Origin of the sequence: Brucella oryzae (assembly GCF_041929965.1) — a bacterium.
Classification (GTDB): Bacteria; Pseudomonadota; Alphaproteobacteria; order Rhizobiales; family Rhizobiaceae; genus Brucella; species Brucella oryzae.
Map to the genome: position 1 here is coordinate 134,645 of NZ_JBHEEO010000006.1, position 18,277 is coordinate 152,921.

Consider the following 18,277-nt stretch of genomic DNA (forward strand, 5'->3'; position numbering starts at 1 on the left):
CGAATTTCGGTTCGCTAAACTAGCGATCGCGGTCCTTGCGAAAGCTCCGCACCAGTTCGCCCATCTTCTCAATGCTCTGTTTTGTGTCGAGGCTGAGTGATGTTTGCGGCTTCGACGGAGAAGAGCGATGGTAAGTTTCGTCCGTAGGCGTTTGGTCCCGGCGATTGGTGGAGACCGGGCTGCCCCACAGATTATCCTCGTCTCCGCTCTGGTCCACCGGTTGCGCTTGCGAACTGTTCTCAAAAGCACGCAGTCTTTCCACGATACGGTCGAGCGATATTTTGCCTTCGCTGCGCCAGCTTGAAAAAGCGCTTTTGCTCTTGCTGCGTCCGGGAAGCTGATGCGGCGGGATGGTTTCGAATGTCAGGCGCATTGGTGTGGAGAAGGCTTCGCCGAACGCAATGGCCTCGCGGTTAGCGATTGATGACAGAAAGCCAGCCATGCTTTGCGCGCCGCCACGAATAGCCCCCCTGATGATTTCCTGATCGCGCTCATTACCCAGCCGCATCGCAAAAATCGAATTGCACTGTGAGAGGATCGTTGGGTCAAGTTCGCCAGGGCGCTGGCTTATCACTCCGAGATAGGAGCCGTATTTCCGACCTTCTTTGGCAATTCGCGCTATGGCTTGTCTTGTTGGCCAGAACCCGGCGTCGCGGTCGGCGGGAATATAACGGTGGGCTTCTTCACAGATCACGAGCGTCTGCAGGCTGCCCTCGCTTGAAAGAGCGATATCGAATGCCAGACGACACAAGACGGAAGCAACGGCATTGATAACCTCGGACGGTAAACCGGCAAGCTGGAATGTGCAGATGGGCTTTTCGTTCTGCGGGATGCGGAAAATCCGGCCAATGGCCTGCCGCATTGTTTCCGGGCCACCAGTTACGGCGAACATGAAGCGGAAGCGGGGATCGGCGGAGATCGATTCCAGCCGAACCTTAAGGCTGCGCAGGTAGGGACGTTCCGCCTTGCTGTCGAGAAGTCCCATCCGCTCGTCGATAAGGGCTATCAGGTCAAGCAGACGATAGGCGATGGGCGTGTCGGCGCTGACGCTCTGGCGGTCGGCAAGCTGTCGTCGCAATGTTTTCGTGGCTGACAGTTCAGTACCCTGCATTTTTTCACGGGCTAGCTGAACCAGATCACGCAGTATATCGAGCTCCATTGGGTCCGGCGCGCGCCCACGAAAGATCACATCTGCAAATTCATCAAGTCGCAGCATCCAGAATGGTAGTTCGATGTTCGTCTGATCGACTGCAACTGCAAGATCCGGGAATGCGCTTGCAAACTCATTGTGTGGATCGAGAATGAGCACACGCAGATTGGGTTTTTCGGTGACGATCCGGCGTAGCAGCAGCATGACTGCGCTCGATTTTCCGACGCCCGTTGTGCCGACGATAGCAAAATGCCGGGAGATAAGGTCATCGACCGATATGTAGGCGGGAACGGTTGCATCCTGCGTGAGAGTACCGATTGAAACGCTGCTGTGACCGGTTTGTGCATAAATCGCAGCAAGATCGGTGGCGCGGATGCGATGTGCAATAGCGCCGGGGTGGGGGAATTGCGAAATGCCGCCGTTGAAAGTGGTTTGTCCGGTCGGCTGTACACGAACTTCACCCAGAAACTCGACATGGACATGAAGAGTGTTATCACCGCCGCGTATCCAAATATCTCCGGGAACAAGCACGTTGCGGATGAGGCCAACGACGCGATTGTCTCCTGTCTGAATGGATATAAGCTGGCCTACGGCCCAATAATCGTCGGATGCTGCCGAAGAGGGACCTGACAATGCCGAGACAATGGCGCTCTCGCCGTCGCATTGGATGACATAGCCTTCCGTACGATTGCGCTGTACATATTTGCCCTGTTCTCGCGCGTTGGAACTATCCCCGAATTCGCTCATGCTGCCCACTTCGCCCCAACTTTCAACAGGAGGTTTCGTGTCAGGATAAGAATCTTCTGTTGAAATAAAGTTATCGTTCGGGGCGGGTGAGCCTAAGAAAATATCGCAGCAATGTATTTATGCGTTGACGACGCCAAATCCGGCGATTAGTGTCCGCCACCATGAACACGATTATTATTCTTGTGGTACGGGCGCGCATGGGCAGGATGGTGTAACCATCCGGCGAAAGCTCCCATGCGCGAAAGACAGGCTCCCTCGGGGGCCTTTTTTATTATCCAAATCAGAAATGAAATGCAGACGACGGGAAGAGAGCAATGACTGCAGGTAAACGTGAGGCGGACGCAAACGCCGCAGAAACGCAAGAAGCGAGCAACCCACGCGAAATGACCGGCGCTGAAATGGTCATTCAGGCTTTGATCGATCAGGGTGTGGAGAGCATCTTCGGTTATCCCGGTGGCGCCGTGCTTCCGATCTATGACGAGCTTTTCCAGCAGGACAAGGTTCAGCACGTTCTGGTCCGTCACGAGCAGGGTGCGGGACACGCTGCGGAGGGCTACGCACGTTCGACCGGCAAAGTCGGTGTGATGCTCGTTACGTCTGGTCCGGGTGCGACCAATGCCGTCACGCCGCTGCAGGATGCCCTGATGGACTCCATTCCGCTGGTTTGCATCTCCGGTCAGGTTCCGACAACGCTGATCGGCTCCGATGCGTTTCAGGAATGCGATACGATTGGTATCACGCGCCCCTGCACCAAGCACAACTGGCTGGTAAAGGATGTCAACGATCTGGCGCGCATCCTACACGAAGCCTTTCATGTCGCTTCCACCGGTCGTCCAGGTCCCGTTGTGGTCGATATTCCGAAGGATATCCAGTTTGCCAAGGGCATTTATACGTCACCGGAAACTGCGCCGCGTACCAGCTACCGTCCGGTTCTCGACGGCAATGCGCAGGCAATTTCGGATGCGGTTCGTCTGCTGGTCAATGCAAAGAAGCCAGTCATCTATTCCGGCGGCGGCGTGATCAATTCCGGCCCGGCAGCTTCCCGTCTGCTGCGCGAGCTGGTGGAGATCAGCAATTTCCCCATCACGTCAACGCTGATGGGGCTCGGCGCCTATCCGGCATCAGCTAAGAACTGGCTCGGCATGCTCGGTATGCATGGCACCTACGAAGCCAATATGACCATGCACGATTGCGATGTCATGTTGTGCGTCGGCGCGCGTTTCGATGATCGTATAACCGGACGTCTGAATGCATTTTCTCCGAACTCGAAGAAAATCCATATCGATATCGACCCATCATCGATCAACAAAAGCGTTCGCGTCGATGTTCCAATCATCGGCGATGTCGCGCATGTTCTGGAAGATATTGTTCGGCAATTCCGTGCCTCTGAAAAGAAGCCGGAAAAGCAGGCAATCGGCGCCTGGTGGGAGCAGATCGATCGCTGGCGCGCCCGCAATTCGCTCGCCTATGCGCCGAACAAGGACGTTATCATGCCGCAATATGCAATTCAGCGGCTGTATGAACTGACCAAGGATCGGAAGACCTATATCACCACGGAAGTTGGCCAGCACCAGATGTGGGCCGCGCAGTTCTATGGCTTTGATGAGCCAAACCGCTGGTTGACCTCTGGTGGCCTCGGCACCATGGGGTATGGTCTGCCGGCGGCACTCGGCGTGCAGATCGCGCACCCTGATGCGCTGGTTATCGACATTGCAGGCGATGCCTCGATCCAGATGTGCATTCAGGAAATGTCGGCTGCTATCCAGCATAATGCGCCGATCAAGATCTTCATCCTGAACAACCAGTATATGGGCATGGTGCGCCAATGGCAGCAACTGCTGCATGGTAACCGTCTGTCGCACTCTTATACCGAGGCGATGCCGGATTTCGTCAAACTGGCCGAGGCCTATGGCGCGCACGGTATTCGCTGCGACAAGCCGGGTAATCTCGATGCTGCCATTCAGGAAATGATCGACATCGACAAGCCGGTTATCTTCGATTGCCGCGTAGCAAATCTGGCCAACTGCTTCCCAATGATCCCATCAGGCAAGGCGCATAACGAAATGTTGTTGCCAGATGAAGCAACAGATGAGGCCGTTGCCAACGCCATCGATGCCAAGGGCCGCGCGCTCGTCTGATCCGGAGGAAAGAAATCATGAATGCACAGAACCTAGCTTCCGGATCGGCCTATTTTATCGCTGCCGAAACACAAACGCCGGAAACGCACACGCTCGCCGTCCTCGTCGACAACGAACCGGGTGTCCTTGCCCGCGTGATCGGCCTTTTCTCGGGGCGTGGCTACAACATTGAAAGCCTGACGGTTTCGGAAACCGAGCATGAAAAACACTTGTCGCGCATTACAATTGTGACGCGGGGCACGCCGCATGTCCTCGACCAGATCCGCCACCAGCTGGCTCGTATTGTTCCAGTTCACCGCGTAGTCGATCTAAGCCATCGCGCTTCGGAGCTTGGTCATGACCGTCCGGTTGAGCGTGAACTGGCGCTGGTGAAGGTCGCCGGCAAAGGCGAGGCAAGGGCGGAAACGCTTCGTCTTGCCGATGCGTTCAAGGCGAAGGTGGTCGACGCAACGACAGATCATTTCATTCTGGAGATTACCGGAAAGACCGCCAAGATTGATCAGTTTATCTCGATCATGAAGCCGCTCGGACTGGTTGAAACCTGCCGCACGGGTGTCGCTGCCATGAATCGTGGTCCAGAAAGTATGTAAGCTTCCAATCAAAATCGATACAATATCATTGATAACCGGTACAATGTTTCGATTGTGCCGGTTTTTTATTAAGCTAATTTGTCCCTATAAACTGGGGCTGTCACATGTCTGTTGAAATTTTTCTGGCACTTCTTGTCTTCGCCTTCGTCTCGTCCGTTACGCCGGGGCCAAACAATCTGATGCTTCTAGCGTCGGGCGTAAACTTCGGTTTCCGCCGTACGATTCCGCATATGCTGGGGATCGGTGTAGGCTTTTTCATATTGTTGCTGGCGATTGGTTTTGGTCTTGGCACTTTGATCGAAACTGCGCCGTCATTCTATGCCGCGCTGAAATTTGCTGGTGGCGCCTATATGCTTTATCTCGCTTGGAAAATTGCCATGTCGCGTTCTATCGGAGAGGCAAAACACGGCGATAAAAGCAAGCCAATGACCTTCTTTCAGGCCGCGGCCTTCCAATGGGTCAATCCGAAAGCATGGGTGATGGCGATCACTGGAATTGCCACCTATGCCAGCCATGACAACTATTATGTCGCGGTATTTCTGGTCAGCGCCGCCTTTGCGATTGTGAATTTGCCGAGCGTTTCGGTCTGGGCAGGATTTGGCACATTGCTGCGCAACTGGCTTTCCGATCCTGTTCGTTTGAAATGGTTCAATTTTATCATGGCCTTGCTGCTCGTCTTGAGCCTGTGGCCGATGCTGAAATAAGGGTGAAGGGCTAATGAGTAACCAGCTTCCAACTTATGATGATGTGGTTTCTGCCGCAAAGCAGATCGAAGGTTACGCGCACCATACGCCGGTATTCACATCGCCAACTATCGACCGCGAAACCGGCGCACAGTTCTTTTTCAAATGCGAGAATTTCCAGCGCATCGGTGCCTTCAAGTTTCGCGGTGCTTTCAATGCCCTGTCGCGGTTCACGGATGAGCAGAAGGCGCGAGGTGTACTGGCTTTTTCGTCTGGTAACCACGCACAGGCGATAGCACTCGCAGCAAAACTGCTCGGCATTGGCGCGACCATCATCATGCCTGAGGATGCGCCGCAAGCGAAACTTGATGCAACGCGAGGCTATGGAGCGAAGGTTGTCACCTATAACCGCTATGAAGAAGACCGCGATGTGATCTCGAAGCGTCTGGCCGAAGAGGGTGGGCTGACGCTCATTCCACCGTTCAATCATCCCGATATCATTGCCGGACAGGGAACCGCCGCCAAGGAGCTGATTGAGGAAACCGGGCCTCTTGATGCATTGTTCGTTTGTCTCGGCGGTGGTGGTCTGCTTGCAGGTTCGGCACTTGTGGCGAAAGCCTTGTCGCCGGGCTGTGATGTCTACGGCGTGGAGCCGGCGGCGGGAAATGACGGTCAGCAATCGTTCCGCTCTGGCAAGATAGTCCATATCGACGTGCCGAAGACACTGGCGGACGGCGCGCAGACGCAAGCTCTTGGAGACATGACCTTTGCCATTATCCGCGAAACCGTTCGCGATATTCTGTCCGTCAGCGACGATGAACTGGTTGAAGGCATGAGATTCTTCGCCAGTCGGATGAAAATGGTGGTCGAGCCTACGGGTTGCCTCGCTTTTGCTGGTGCACGCCAGATGGCATCGATACTAAGTGGCAAGCGGGTAGGGGTAATCGTCAGCGGTGGCAATGTCGATATGGAAAAATTAGCGATGCTAGCCAGTCAATAGATGGCAGCGGCTGGAGGCGTCTCCTCGGCCGCTGCCTATCTGTCATTTGAGCAGGGCATAGCCAAAGGTGTGACATTCGTTGAGGCCGCACTGGACGCCAACCGACACGAAATTAATCACGCCAATCACTATCACATACAAGCTTAACACCGCAGCAAATGCGCGTAGCAGCGGCGACTGTGTCAGAGATTTTTGCTGTAATTGCGGGTTGCCGCCCCAGATGATCAGTTGAAATGCGAAGGCAACCAAAAGTGCCACTGCAATGAGAATTGACCAGACTGGCAGATGGAGACCAAAGACCGTGCTGCCAATGTATGCATGCCCGGGGCGTGGATAGATATCGAGCAATGTCTGTCGTACTGATATGATCAGTAGGAACAGTGAGAAAATCATGCTCAAGCCCGTATTGCGGTATGAATAGCCGTGCCGGAACTGAAGCATAATGCCAAAGCAAACGCCCAACATCGCGAGACGCTGTAGAAGGCATAGCGGACAAGGCAATTCGCCATCGACGTATTGGAGTGTCATGGCAGCTGTAAGAATGGCCGCAATGGTTGCCATCATACCCAGAAGATAGAGGGAGAGCAGGGTAATGGATGTCCTTCGTTCAGCTGTGCCAAAGTCTAGATTGAAAGCGCTCATGCTGCTTCTCCATGAGGTTCCTGATTTGTAACGAAAGCAAAAGAGAATTGTCGTTGCCATGGTTGGTCGATAATACGCGTCTGAATCCATGGCATTCTGAAACCATATTCGGGGCTGTATATTTCCCATAGAAATTGTTTAACAGCTAATGATAGGCAAATTATAATAAGGAATATTGCGATGGTTGGACGTCCAAACCATCCAATAATTAATGAAATTGCCAATACAAAAAAAGTAACAAGCATCATTATGGTGCTCCTTTATAGTGGTAATAATAATGTAACTTCGTTAATTCATAGTGAATTTTACTGCGGTGAGTTTTCATATTAGTTTATTGAATTTGATTAATATTGTTAATTAGGTATACTTAAATTTTTTATGCGTATCCTATATATTGGGTTTGTGGCTTTGATGCTGTTTTGTTCTCCTATTTCACTTGTTTTTAACCGACGAATCTTGTCTGAACGGAGCATGCAGTTTTCACCGAAGCAGAATCAGGCTTTGACGGCAGTCAGCAAGTGGCTGAAGGAGAGGCAATCCCCAATCTTCAGGTTGTTCGGCTATGCCGGTACGGGCAAGACGACGCTCGCCCGCTATTTCGCCGAGCATGTGGATGGGGATGTGCAATTTGCCGCCTTCACTGGAAAGGCAGCACAGGTTTTGCGCTCGAAAGGTGCGAGTAATGCCCGCACGCTTCATTCGCTGATCTATCGTCCGCGCGGCGAAGAGGCGATTGAAGATGAAGCCACCGGCAAGACTTCCATTGCGCCGACTTTTTCGCTTAACCGACAAAGCCCTGTCGCAAAAGCGGCGATGATCGTCGTGGACGAATGTTCCATGGTCGATGAAGCGCTGGGACGGGATCTGATGAGTTTCGGCACTCCCATCCTCGTTCTTGGTGATCCAGGACAATTACCTCCCATTTCCGGCGGGGGGTTTTTTACGGAACACGAACCGGATTATCTCCTGACCGAGATTCATCGTCAGGCACAGGACAATCCGATCATTCGTATGGCGCTCGATGTGCGGGAAGGGCGTGAACTTCCCTATGGGGACTATGGTGCCGCAAAGGTCATCGGAAAAGGCGACGTCAATCAGGAAATGGTGCTGTCTGCCGATCAGGTACTCGTCGGCACCAATCGAACGCGACGCCGCTATAACCAGCGTCTTCGGGAGTTAAAAGGGTTTACTGCGGATTACCCGCAGGCCGGTGACAAACTGGTCTGCCTGCGCAACGATCCTGCGAAGGGGCTTCTCAATGGCTCGCTTTGGAAGGTGATGACCTCGTCCAAGGAGACGGTGAAGCCAGGCATCAATCTTCTGGTTACACCCGAGGACGATGATCGCGGTGTGGCGAAGATCAAGCTGCTCAAAGCGCAGTTCGAAGATCCCGATAGTGAAATTCCGTGGCAGACCAAGAAGCGCTACGACGATTTCGATTATGGTTATGCCTTGACCGTGCACAAAGCGCAGGGCTCCCAATGGGACGAGGTCGTGCTTTTTGATGAAAGTTTCGCGTTTCGCGATACGCGTGAGCGGTGGCTTTATACAGCGATCACTCGTGCGGCCGAACGTCTGACGATAGTTAAATAATTATTCGTCTGCGGGTCGGGCGCTGAGCCATTCCCATGCTTCGTTTTCCTCGTCCGCTTCGAATGCGCGAAGTTCTATCGATAGAAAAGGCTGCATAAGCGTTATGCTGGCTTGAATCCACAAAGGGCCGCCGACGATTGCATAATGACGGAGCTTTTTGAGAGATTTTGAACGCATGGAGAGCATGCTTTCCGAAAACGCCGCCGTCCAGTCGACCCCCTCATAACCAGTGAGACGGATCAGAAGATCGATTTCTTCATGCGTTTCATAGGCCGCGTCGAGAAGTCCGTAGAGATTCTCCAATGACGCATCATCAAGATGCCCTTCAATTGCAAACGCGAAAACATCGCCCCGATTGGTTGGAATGCGGCGAATGACGGGTATGTCATCATTTCGCATTGTAGACCTCCGTAATTGATCTGTTTTAAACGCCGATGCAGGGACAAAGGTTGCGATTACACCGTAAATTGATGCGAGCTTGAAAGCCCTGCAAACCCAGTTTGTTACAAGCGGATTTCACAGTTGGGGATTGCAGTTGCAGTATGACAGCAAAATACTCACATTTTTCCGGAACAGGCGTTATAAAGCGGAATATTCATCCGGGAGTCTTCAATGCCTGCGAAATTATCGGTCAATCTTAATGCCATTGCGATGCTGCGTAACAGGCGCGATTTGCCTTGGCCAAGTGTTACCGGTCTGGGTCGAGCTGCTCTTATTGCCGGTGCCGCTGGTTTGACTGTTCACCCGCGTCCCGATCAGCGTCACATCCGGTTTTCTGATCTGGGGGATATTCGCGCTCTGATTGATGATGAGTTTCCGCAGGCAGAGTTCAATATCGAAGGCTTTCCGAGCGAGGCCTTTCTCGATTTGGTAGAAAAGCATCAGCCTGAGCAGGTAACGCTTGTGCCTGATGATCCAACGCAGGCGACATCCGACCATGGCTGGGACTTCGTGTCGAAAGCTGATTTTCTAGCTCCGGTCGTGGCCCGGCTTAAAGCCGGTGGAATGCGAGTGTCGCTATTCGCTGACCCTGATCCGGTAGGCTACGAACTTGCTAAGGCTACTGGTGCGGATCGTGTGGAGCTCTATACGGGTCCCTATGGTGCAACCTATGATGACCCGGCTGCTGCAGCGCGTGAACTGGATCGATTGGAAAAGGCGGCAAACGCGGCTACAGCGTTGGGGCTAGACGTCAATGCAGGACACGATTTGACGGTAGAAAACTTGCCTGCGCTGGTGAAACGTATTCCGAGGTTGAGCGAAGTTTCCATTGGACATGGATTGACAGCCGATGCACTGATGTATGGGATGCCGCTAACGGTCAGCCGCTACATCGCGGCACTGACGTAACACGTCAGTCAATGCGCTCAATGCATGGCTTAAATTGCAGCTGTGCAAAAAGTGCATTTGCATTCGGGTCAAGCAGGCTTTAGGCGTCCGCCACTAATTATATGCGTTGGGGGCGCGCAGGATCGTATGAGGGAAGCATTGAAGCAGTTTTCCGACGTCCGCTTTCCGCGCCGAGGCAATTCAACAGTTATTGCATTCGGACGGATTGCCACCTCAATCGATGCAATATCTATGATTAAAAGTGATTTGGGCAAAGGTGCGGCCACGATGCTGCAATTCGCAATTTTTGCGAATACACTCATTATTTCAATTTTGTCCCCAGTAATTCCAGCCAGAACCGTTTCAGGAAGTTGCGAGGTGCCGGCACATGAGCGGCGAGCTAAATGGTAATGACACACCGGTACAGGCCGCTATGCCCGCCGTCGGCGTTCCTGAGAGCGTCGCTTTTGCTGAAGATGCCGAGCAGCACAACGAGAGCATGAAGACACTGGTGCTTGGAGCGCTGGGCGTCGTTTATGGTGACATCGGCACGAGCCCAATCTATGCTTTTCGCGAAGCTCTCCATGCGGCGGCGAGTGACGGCATTCTCGCCCGTAGTGACATTCTGGGTGTGGTGTCGCTCATCTTCTGGGCGCTGACACTGGTCGTTACGATCAAGTATGTTTTGTTTGTGCTGCGTGCCGATAACAATGGTGAAGGCGGTATTCTCTCGCTGATGGCCCTTGTCAGAAGTGCATTGAAGGGAAGGCCGGACCTGATACTTGGGGTGGGAATTTGCGGAGCGGCATTGTTCTTTGGCGATGCAGTTATTACACCTGCAATTTCGGTTCTGTCTGCAATGGAAGGCCTTGAGATCGTCGCTCCAGATCTCACGCCGTTTGTGGTTCCTATAACAGTCGTTATTCTCGTGACGTTGTTTTCGGTGCAGAAATTGGGCACGGGCAAGGTTGCCATCGTCTTCGGACCGATTATGGCTTTGTGGTTTCTGGCGCTGGGCGCGTCGGGACTCTGGCATATTTTCGATGACCCCACAGTGATGATGGCGCTCAATCCCTATTACGCGGTGCGCTTTCTGACGGTTAGTCCTGGTGTGGCGTTCATCACGGTTGGCGCCGTGTTCCTCGCGATGACCGGTGCCGAAGCTCTCTACGCCGATCTCGGACATTTCGGACGCAAGCCGATTGTACGTGCGTGGCTGTGGATCGTGTTCCCATGTCTGTTGCTCAACTATTTTGGACAAGCTGCATTTATCCTGTCGCATGGTGAAGCCGCAGCATTGCCGTTCTTCCAGATGATGCCGAGCTTTGCGCTTTGGCCTATGGTCCTGCTGGCCACGGCGGCGACTGTGATAGCCAGCCAGGCGGTTATTACTGGCGCTTATTCGGTGGCGCGTCAGGCTGTTCAGCTCAACATTCTGCCGCGTCTTGAAATTCAGCACACTTCGGAAAAACTGCACGGCCAAATCTATATTCCGCGCGTTAACCTGCTTTTGGGGCTGGCGGTGGTCATTCTTGTGCTCGGGTTCGAGAAATCCAGTAATCTGGCTGCAGCATATGGCATTGCGGTCACCGGCAACATGCTGGTCACCACAGTTCTGCTCTATATCGTTATGACCCGCATCTGGAACTGGCGAGTGAGCCGCGCCCTGCCGATTATTCTGGGTTTTCTCGTCATTGATATGATGTTCTTTAGTGCGAACATCATCAAGGTTCATGAGGGCGGCTGGGCTTCAATTGGTATCGCGATCGTACTCGTTCTCATCATGTGGACGTGGGTACGTGGGACGCGGCATCTCTTTCACAAGACCCGCAAGGCTGAAGTTCCGCTTGATCTCATCGTCCAGCAAATGACCAAACGCCCTCCGACTATTGTGCCGGGCACAGCCGTATTCCTGACTGGCGACCCCAAAAGCGCTCCGACGGCGCTCATGCACAGTCTGAAACATTACAAGGTTTTGCATGAGAACAATGTCATACTGACGGTCGTGACCGCATCGAAGCCATGGGTTTCAAGCGCCGACCGCGCGCGTGTTTCGCAATATAATGAGCGTTTCATGCAGGTGACGCTGACCTTCGGCTACATGCAGCAGCCGAATATTCCGCGCGCTCTCGGCATTTGTCGCAAGCTTGGCTGGAAGTTCGATATCATGACGACGTCGTTCTTCCTGTCGCGCCGGTCGCTCAAGGCTTCGGCCCATTCCGGTCTGCCGCTCTGGCAGGACAAGCTGTTCATCCTGCTCGCGCGAACGGCGTCGGACGCGACCGAATATTTCCAGATTCCGACTGGCCGTGTGGTGGAAATCGGAACGCAGGTGAATTTGTAAACCCTTCTGTACCGATCATTTTAAAGAGCGCTTTCCCGGTGTCGGGAAGGCGCTTTTTTAAATTCTTATATCGATGAAAACTAATCATGCATTGGGCAGCGGTAATTTTTGAGAACATGCTTGACCGGTGACGAAACAATAATTATGAATTAGGAACCGTACCGTACGGTACAAGGTGGAGGAAGAGGCCCGTGACTGATACCCGCGACGAATTGCAGGCTCAAAAGCAGCAGGCTCTTTCGCCGCGTCAGAACGATGTTCTGGAGCAGGCGTTGCGCCTTCTAGTGGAAGGCGGGGATCGCGCTTTGACGACGGCAAGTATCGCACGTGCCGCCAACTGCTCGAAAGAAAGCCTCTACAAATGGTTTGGTGATCGCGATGGTCTGCTGACGGCGATGGTTCGCTGGCAGGCATCGAAGGTCCGCGTGGTGCCGCTGACCCGCGAGAAGCTGGATGCGGAGTCTCTTTTTTCGAGCCTGGAGCATTTCGCACGCGACTGGTTGCTGGTGCTATCGGGAGAAACATCGATTGCGCTGAACCGGCTGGCGGTGAGCCATGCAGCGTCCGGCAAATCGACATTGGGTGATATCGTCCTGGCCAACGGTCCTGTGGCCATGGCCAAGCGTCTCAAACCCATTCTTCATATGGGGCAGGAGGCGCGTTTACTGGCCTTCGACGATATCGATGAGGCGTTTCGCACTTTTTTCGGGCTCGTCGTCCGGGACATGCAAATACGGTTGCTGCTTGGCGACCATCTGGAACTGACTGATGACGTGGTTATCCGGGATGCCCGGCGGGCCACCAAGCAGTTTTTCGCCCTTTACGGGGCCTAACACATCGGTGGACGCAAGAAAGCCGAAGAACAATCTGAACGAAGGGAATAAGGAAATGCGCGTTTACTACGATCGGGATGCAGACGTTAACCTGATCAAGTCGAAGAAGGTGGTTATCGTCGGTTATGGCAGCCAGGGCCGCGCCCATGCGCTAAACCTCAAGGATTCCGGTGCCGCTAACGTGCGTGTGGCTCTTCGTGAGGGTTCTGCGACCGCGAAGAAGGCACAGGCCGACGGCTTCGAAGTGATGAACGTTGCCGATGCCGCCAAGTGGGCTGATCTCATGATGATGGCAACCCCTGACGAGTTGCAGGCTGATATCTACAAGGAGCACATTCACGACAATCTTCGTGATGGCGCAGCAATCGCCTTCGCCCACGGACTTAACGTGCATTTCGGCCTCATCGAGCCGAAGAAGTCGGTTGACGTCGTCATGATCGCACCGAAAGGCCCAGGCCATACGGTTCGCGGCGAATACCAGAAGGGTGGCGGCGTTCCTTGCCTCATTGCCATTCATCAGGACGCCTCGGGCAATGCTCATGATCTGGCTCTCTCCTACGCTTCGGGCGTTGGCGGCGGTCGTTCGGGCGTTATCGAAACCACCTTCAAGGAAGAGTGCGAAACCGACCTGTTCGGTGAGCAGGCTGTTCTTTGCGGCGGCGTTGTCGAGCTGATCCGCACCGGTTTCGAAGTTTTGGTTGAGGCTGGTTATGCGCCGGAAATGGCCTACTTCGAGTGCTTGCATGAAATGAAGCTGATTGTGGATCTGATCTACGAAGGCGGCATCGCCAACATGAACTACTCGATCTCGAACACTGCCGAGTGGGGCGAATACGTCACTGGCCCGCGTATCATCACTGCAGAAACCAAGGCTGAAATGAAGCGCGTCCTGAAGGACATCCAGACTGGCAAGTTCACCTCGGACTGGATGCAGGAATGGAAGGCCGGCGGCGCACGTTTCAAGGGCATCCGTCGTCTCAACGACGCTCATCAGATCGAAGAAGTTGGTGGCAAGCTGCGCGCCATGATGCCTTGGATCGAAAAGAACAAGCTGGTCGACAAGGCTCGCAACTAAGATCAGGGAGGTTCAGGTTCTGGTTGCCTGCAAATGACGCAAACGCCAGAGCCGGAATATCATCTGATTTTGGAATTCTACGAAGCATGAAAAGAGGGGGCGTTTCTTGCGCCCCCTTCATGCATAGTGCGTCATGACGGGATCCGCCGCGAGCATATAGCGAACGAAAAGAACCCAAATTCGGCGCCAGTTTTTTCGTTTCGTGCACTTTGAAGGCCAAAACAATTCCGAATATCTTTATTCCATAGAAGCATGGGAAAAGCTGTTCTCGTCTGCTGAAAAGTGCGCTAGAGCTTCACATCCAGTAGCCAAGTTTTGAGGAGACTTAGCTATTACAAGTTCCGTAAAATGTACGGATAGTCTAATTGAGGAGATTTCCCGTGTTGGACTGGGAAAATGTATTTGCAACGCGCTCGAAACGTATGCGCGCATCGGAAATCCGCGAACTGCTGAAGCTTCTGGAACGCCCCGATATCATCTCGTTTGCGGGTGGTATTCCAGATCCGGCGCTTTTCCCGCACGAAGAATTCCAGGCAGCTTATAAGGATATTCTTACCGGCCCTGAAGCCAATGCCGCGCTGCAATATTCTGTTTCGGAAGGCTACAAGCCTCTGCGCACCTGGCTGGTCGGAGAGCTTGCCAAGATCGGCATTCCCTGCACGGAAGACAATGTGTTTATCACATCGGGTTCGCAGCAGGCTCTCGATTATCTGGGCAAGCTGTTTTTGTCGCCTGCTGACACAGCACTTGTGACAGCGCCGACCTATCTCGGAGCGCTGCAGGCTTTCAACGCTTATGAGCCGAACTACGATACGCTGGCGATCAATGGCAATCGTACCCCAGCGTCCTACGCTGAAGCTGCCAAGAACGCCGGCGGTCAGGTCAAGTTCGCTTATCTGTCTGCCGATTTCAGCAATCCGACCGGGGAAACCGTCGATCGTGCCGGTCGTGAGAAACTGCTCGCGCAAGCCGACGAACTCGACATTCCGGTGATCGAGGATGCGGCCTATCAGTATCTTCGCTACAATGGCGATGCGATTTCGCCTATCCTGGCACTCGACATTGCCCGTCACGATGGCGACATCGAGAAGACCCGCACTATCTATTGCGGCTCTTTCTCCAAGACGCTGGCGCCGGGTTTGCGCGTCGGCTATGTGGTGGCGTCGAAGCCGGTTATTCGCAAGCTTGTTCTGATGAAGCAGGCTGCAGACCTTCATTCGTCTACGATCAACCAGATTGCCATTCAGCGTGTTGCGAGCAACGGCTTTGGCGTTCAGGTAGCAAAGCTTCACAAGGTTTATAAGCACCGTCGCGACAAAATGCTCGAAGCGCTGGCGAAATATATGCCGGAGACCACAAGCTGGACGAAGCCCGAAGGCGGCATGTTCATCTGGGTTACGCTGCCAGAAGGTATGGATGGTGCGGGACTGCTTGCTGCATCCATCGATAGCGAGAAAGTGGCGTTTGTTCCGGGTCGGGCATTTTTTGCCGATGGCACCGGTGCCAACACACTGCGTCTCAGCTATTCATGCGCCAATGATGAGATGATTGATGAAGGCATCAAGCGTCTTGGCCGTTTGATACGGGCCCATACGAAGTCCGCTGCTGCCTGATTGATGCGAATACAAAGTCGGGTTTTGACCCGACTTTTCCTTACTGGAACGGCGAATTGCAACCTGTTCTCGGACCGGCTAATGGCTGGTATGTGTTGTCAGAAGTCCGGTAGCTGCGATAGCGGTTTGAACACCACTGGATATGGTTGCTGCTCGGTTTCGCCCCCGCAGTTGGCGGCTGCATTGTGCGTCTATATTGCAGGGCATCGCCGTTCTTGTAGTTCAATACGCCGTGTTCGGTAATATAAGTCCCACTCTCCCGACAAAGCGTTGAACCGTAGCAGTTACGAGCGCTCGGATCTGTGCGATTGGCACCTGCCTGACCGCCGATAATCAACGGTCCGCTTGGTTTTAGTGAGGGAAGATATTGGCTGTTGCGCAGTTCGACGGCTGAACCCGCACTTGCAATGCCAGCAACGAATAGTCCGGTCAATATTGTCAGGCGCAGCATTTTTCGCATCGTTCTGGCTCGCTTCAATCAACGTTCTCCCGATATATGGGTATATTCTATATCCAAGTCACGGCTTCGGCAGAAATTTATTGGTTGCATCCTCTTGCCAATCGCCCGGCAAGCAGAGAGATTGCGGAGACATGTTTACCATAGCTACTTTCAATGTCGAAAATCTGATGCGCCGGTTCGATTTTTCCGGCTTTCGCAATGAATTGCATCAGGATCGCACCTTACAATTGTTCGAAATCAATGATGAGGCGCAGTATCGCCTTCTCGAGCAGGCGCGTGCTGTGGCGTACGCAGACGATACGCGTCAGATGACAGCTCTCGCTATCGCAGAAACAAGAGCCGATATTCTTTGTCTGCAGGAGGTGGATAATCTCGCTGCGCTCAATGCTTTCGAGTATAGCTATCTTTTCAAGATGATCGGCCATGGCTTCCGGCATAAATATCTCATAGACGGTAATGATAGCCGCGGCATTGATGTCGCCGTTATGATGCGCGACACGACACGGGACGGACAGCCTATCGAAATCGATGAAGTCACAAGCTACGCTTATGTAACCTACAATGATTTCGGTCTCTACGAGCCTGTCCTTGGAGAACTCGGGCTTGAGCCCCATGACCGTATTTTCAAGCGGGATTGCCTGAATGTGGATATTCGCATTGCGGGAAAGCCTATATCGCTTTTCGTGACGCATCTGAAATCAATGACGGGTGCGCGTAACGGCTTTGATGGACGGACAGCATCTTTGCCTGTGCGGCGCGCGGAAGCCCGCGCCATACGTCGTATCATTGAGGATAAGTTCGGGCCGTCCAACGTTGCAAATCGCCGCTGGTTGATTTGCGGTGATTTCAATGATTACCGTGAGCGGATCATCATCGGCGGTGACGAATGGAATGGCTATCAGTTCACGCCGATGGTTGAAGAAGAAAGTGCGCTGGACGTGCTCTTGGCCGATGGCTTTGCTGTCAATCTGGTTGAACGCCGCCCCATTATGGACCGATGGACGCTTTATCACACACGCGGGCCGCAAGAGCGTCATCTTTGCCAGCTCGATTACATCATGGCTTCTCCTTCATTTGCGAAGAAGAATGAAAAGGCGGTTCCGGACATCATTCGGCGTGGTCAGCCCTGGCGCACAATCTTTCCGCCCGACCAACAGGTCGACCGTTATCCCAGAACCGGATGGGATCGCCCGAAGGCGAGTGATCATTGTCCTGTCGCAGTGACGCTAAATATGGTTTGAGCGATGAAACACATCCGGGAAAACACCGTCCATATTATCGACAGTGCAGACGTCCGGGTGTTGCCCGGTCCTTTGTCATATACCGTGGAGAATAGCGACGCGATTGCTTCGAACTGGATACGCGAGCGGGCGACGAACCCCACTTTGTTCGACGGCGAGTTCTATCTGGCACCGGAAGCTGAATTGAAAGGAGGCGTTTTTCAGGCCGGTTTCAAACGCACCAGCTTTGCGACGCTGATGCACTGGCGGCGTGACGTATCGCAAGAACGTCCGTGGCATATTTTCGGTGTCGGGGTGATTGTCTCGCGTGAAGGGCATTTGATTGCCGGGCGCATGAGTGAACACAATGCGGGAGCGGGAAAGGTCTATTTTCCGGCGGGCTCAGTGGATGATAATGATATCGTTGACGGATATGTCGATTATGACGCCAATCGGCAGCGGGAGGTTCGCGAGGAAACGGGCCTCGATCTTCACGATGCCACCGCGGAGCAGCAGATCAATCTCGTGACTGGCAATCGCAGCATTGCGCTTTTCCGGCGTTATTATTTTGATGTGTCGTCGACGGAGCTGGTATCGAGGATTCAACAACACCTGTCTGTGGAGGTGGAGCCCGAATTAGCAGAGATTATACCGGTGCAAGCAGCAGGGACGATGGGTGAGGCCACGCCAACTTACGTGCGAGCCTTTGCTGACTGGCATTTCAACAATCTCTAAAACTTGGTCAGACTTGCAGATGACAGCGGCGTGAAATTGGCTATGCTCGCAAATAATGCAAAAGCACGAAGCATTGGAGACAAAGCGATCCTGCAGTCGGTTTTGCGAGCATTGTTGAGGGGAGA

At 53.4% G+C, this 18,277-nt stretch carries 17 protein-coding genes; 12 read left to right on the plus strand and 5 right to left on the minus strand.

The window, feature by feature from the left end; genetic code table 11:
- Positions 1-19: 19 nt before the first annotated feature.
- A complete protein-coding gene (locus JNC70_RS08275) occupies positions 20-1,897 on the minus strand; it encodes an ATP-binding protein (protein WP_104755935.1) in 1,878 nt (625 codons plus the stop codon).
- Positions 1,898-2,211: 314 nt separating this feature from the next.
- Between JNC70_RS08275 and JNC70_RS08280 the strand changes: the two genes are divergently transcribed.
- The 4 genes from JNC70_RS08280 to JNC70_RS08295 all read left to right on the plus strand — a co-directional run bounded on the left by JNC70_RS08280 (position 2,212) and on the right by JNC70_RS08295 (position 6,308).
- On the plus strand, positions 2,212-4,035 hold the full coding sequence (locus JNC70_RS08280; protein ID WP_104755934.1) for an acetolactate synthase 3 large subunit: 1,824 nt from the start codon (positions 2,212-2,214) through the stop codon (positions 4,033-4,035).
- A 17-nt stretch (positions 4,036-4,052) separates the two neighbouring features.
- On the plus strand, positions 4,053-4,625 hold the full coding sequence (ilvN, locus tag JNC70_RS08285; RefSeq protein WP_104755933.1) for an acetolactate synthase small subunit: 573 nt from the start codon (positions 4,053-4,055) through the stop codon (positions 4,623-4,625).
- Between the two features lie 104 nt (positions 4,626-4,729).
- Positions 4,730-5,329 carry a LysE family translocator gene (locus tag JNC70_RS08290; RefSeq protein ID WP_104755932.1) on the plus strand — a complete coding sequence of 200 codons (600 nt, stop codon included), beginning with the start codon at positions 4,730-4,732 and terminating at the stop codon, positions 5,327-5,329.
- Positions 5,330-5,342: 13 nt separating this feature from the next.
- Entirely contained in the window at positions 5,343-6,308 is a 966-nt protein-coding gene (locus JNC70_RS08295; RefSeq protein WP_104755931.1) for a threo-3-hydroxy-L-aspartate ammonia-lyase, read from the plus strand.
- 42 nt (positions 6,309-6,350) lie between these two features.
- On the opposite strand, the gene JNC70_RS08300 is transcribed toward JNC70_RS08295, so the two are convergent.
- Together JNC70_RS08300 and JNC70_RS08305 are read right to left on the minus strand one after the other, a co-directional pair.
- Positions 6,351-6,950 carry a disulfide bond formation protein B gene (locus JNC70_RS08300; protein WP_104755930.1) on the minus strand — a complete coding sequence of 200 codons (600 nt, stop codon included), beginning with the start codon at positions 6,948-6,950 and terminating at the stop codon, positions 6,351-6,353.
- Positions 6,947-7,198 carry a hypothetical protein gene (locus JNC70_RS08305; protein WP_104755929.1) on the minus strand — a complete coding sequence of 84 codons (252 nt, stop codon included), beginning with the start codon at positions 7,196-7,198 and terminating at the stop codon, positions 6,947-6,949. The genes JNC70_RS08300 and JNC70_RS08305 overlap by 4 nt, the downstream gene beginning before the upstream one ends.
- 223 nt (positions 7,199-7,421) lie before the next feature.
- Here JNC70_RS08305 and JNC70_RS08310 point away from each other — a divergent pair, with 223 nt between their 5' ends.
- A complete protein-coding gene (locus tag JNC70_RS08310) occupies positions 7,422-8,543 on the plus strand; it encodes an ATP-dependent DNA helicase (protein ID WP_104755928.1) in 1,122 nt (373 codons plus the stop codon).
- Here the strand turns inward: JNC70_RS08310 and JNC70_RS08315 are convergent, their stop codons facing one another.
- Positions 8,544-8,942: a SpoIIAA family protein gene (locus tag JNC70_RS08315; RefSeq protein ID WP_104755927.1), complete on the minus strand. Its 399-nt coding sequence runs from the start codon at positions 8,940-8,942 to the stop codon at positions 8,544-8,546.
- 213 nt (positions 8,943-9,155) lie between these two features.
- Here JNC70_RS08315 and JNC70_RS08320 point away from each other — a divergent pair, with 213 nt between their 5' ends.
- The 5 genes from JNC70_RS08320 to JNC70_RS08340 all read left to right on the plus strand — a co-directional run bounded on the left by JNC70_RS08320 (position 9,156) and on the right by JNC70_RS08340 (position 15,737).
- Positions 9,156-9,893, plus strand: coding sequence for a pyridoxine 5'-phosphate synthase (locus JNC70_RS08320; protein ID WP_104755926.1), 738 nt, complete (start codon positions 9,156-9,158; stop codon positions 9,891-9,893).
- Positions 9,894-10,260: 367 nt separating this feature from the next.
- On the plus strand, positions 10,261-12,216 hold the full coding sequence (locus JNC70_RS08325) for a potassium transporter Kup (protein ID WP_104755925.1): 1,956 nt from the start codon (positions 10,261-10,263) through the stop codon (positions 12,214-12,216).
- Between the two features lie 191 nt (positions 12,217-12,407).
- A complete protein-coding gene (locus JNC70_RS08330; RefSeq protein WP_104755924.1) occupies positions 12,408-13,049 on the plus strand; it encodes a TetR/AcrR family transcriptional regulator in 642 nt (213 codons plus the stop codon).
- A gap of 55 nt (positions 13,050-13,104) precedes the next feature.
- Positions 13,105-14,124, plus strand: a complete 1,020-nt coding sequence (ilvC, locus tag JNC70_RS08335; RefSeq protein WP_104755923.1) for a ketol-acid reductoisomerase — start codon at positions 13,105-13,107, stop codon at positions 14,122-14,124.
- A 380-nt stretch (positions 14,125-14,504) separates the two neighbouring features.
- Positions 14,505-15,737: an aminotransferase-like domain-containing protein gene (locus tag JNC70_RS08340; protein ID WP_104755922.1), complete on the plus strand. Its 1,233-nt coding sequence runs from the start codon at positions 14,505-14,507 to the stop codon at positions 15,735-15,737.
- Positions 15,738-15,777: 40 nt separating this feature from the next.
- Here JNC70_RS08340 and JNC70_RS08345 read toward each other — a convergent pair whose 3' ends face one another.
- Positions 15,778-16,197 carry a BA14K family protein gene (locus JNC70_RS08345; protein WP_104755921.1) on the minus strand — a complete coding sequence of 140 codons (420 nt, stop codon included), beginning with the start codon at positions 16,195-16,197 and terminating at the stop codon, positions 15,778-15,780.
- Between the two features lie 131 nt (positions 16,198-16,328).
- Here JNC70_RS08345 and JNC70_RS08350 point away from each other — a divergent pair, with 131 nt between their 5' ends.
- Positions 16,329-17,438: an endonuclease/exonuclease/phosphatase family protein gene (locus tag JNC70_RS08350; RefSeq protein ID WP_104755920.1), complete on the plus strand. Its 1,110-nt coding sequence runs from the start codon at positions 16,329-16,331 to the stop codon at positions 17,436-17,438.
- Between the two features lie 3 nt (positions 17,439-17,441).
- On the plus strand, positions 17,442-18,152 hold the full coding sequence (locus JNC70_RS08355) for an NUDIX hydrolase (protein WP_104755919.1): 711 nt from the start codon (positions 17,442-17,444) through the stop codon (positions 18,150-18,152).
- Positions 18,153-18,277: the final 125 nt, after the last annotated feature.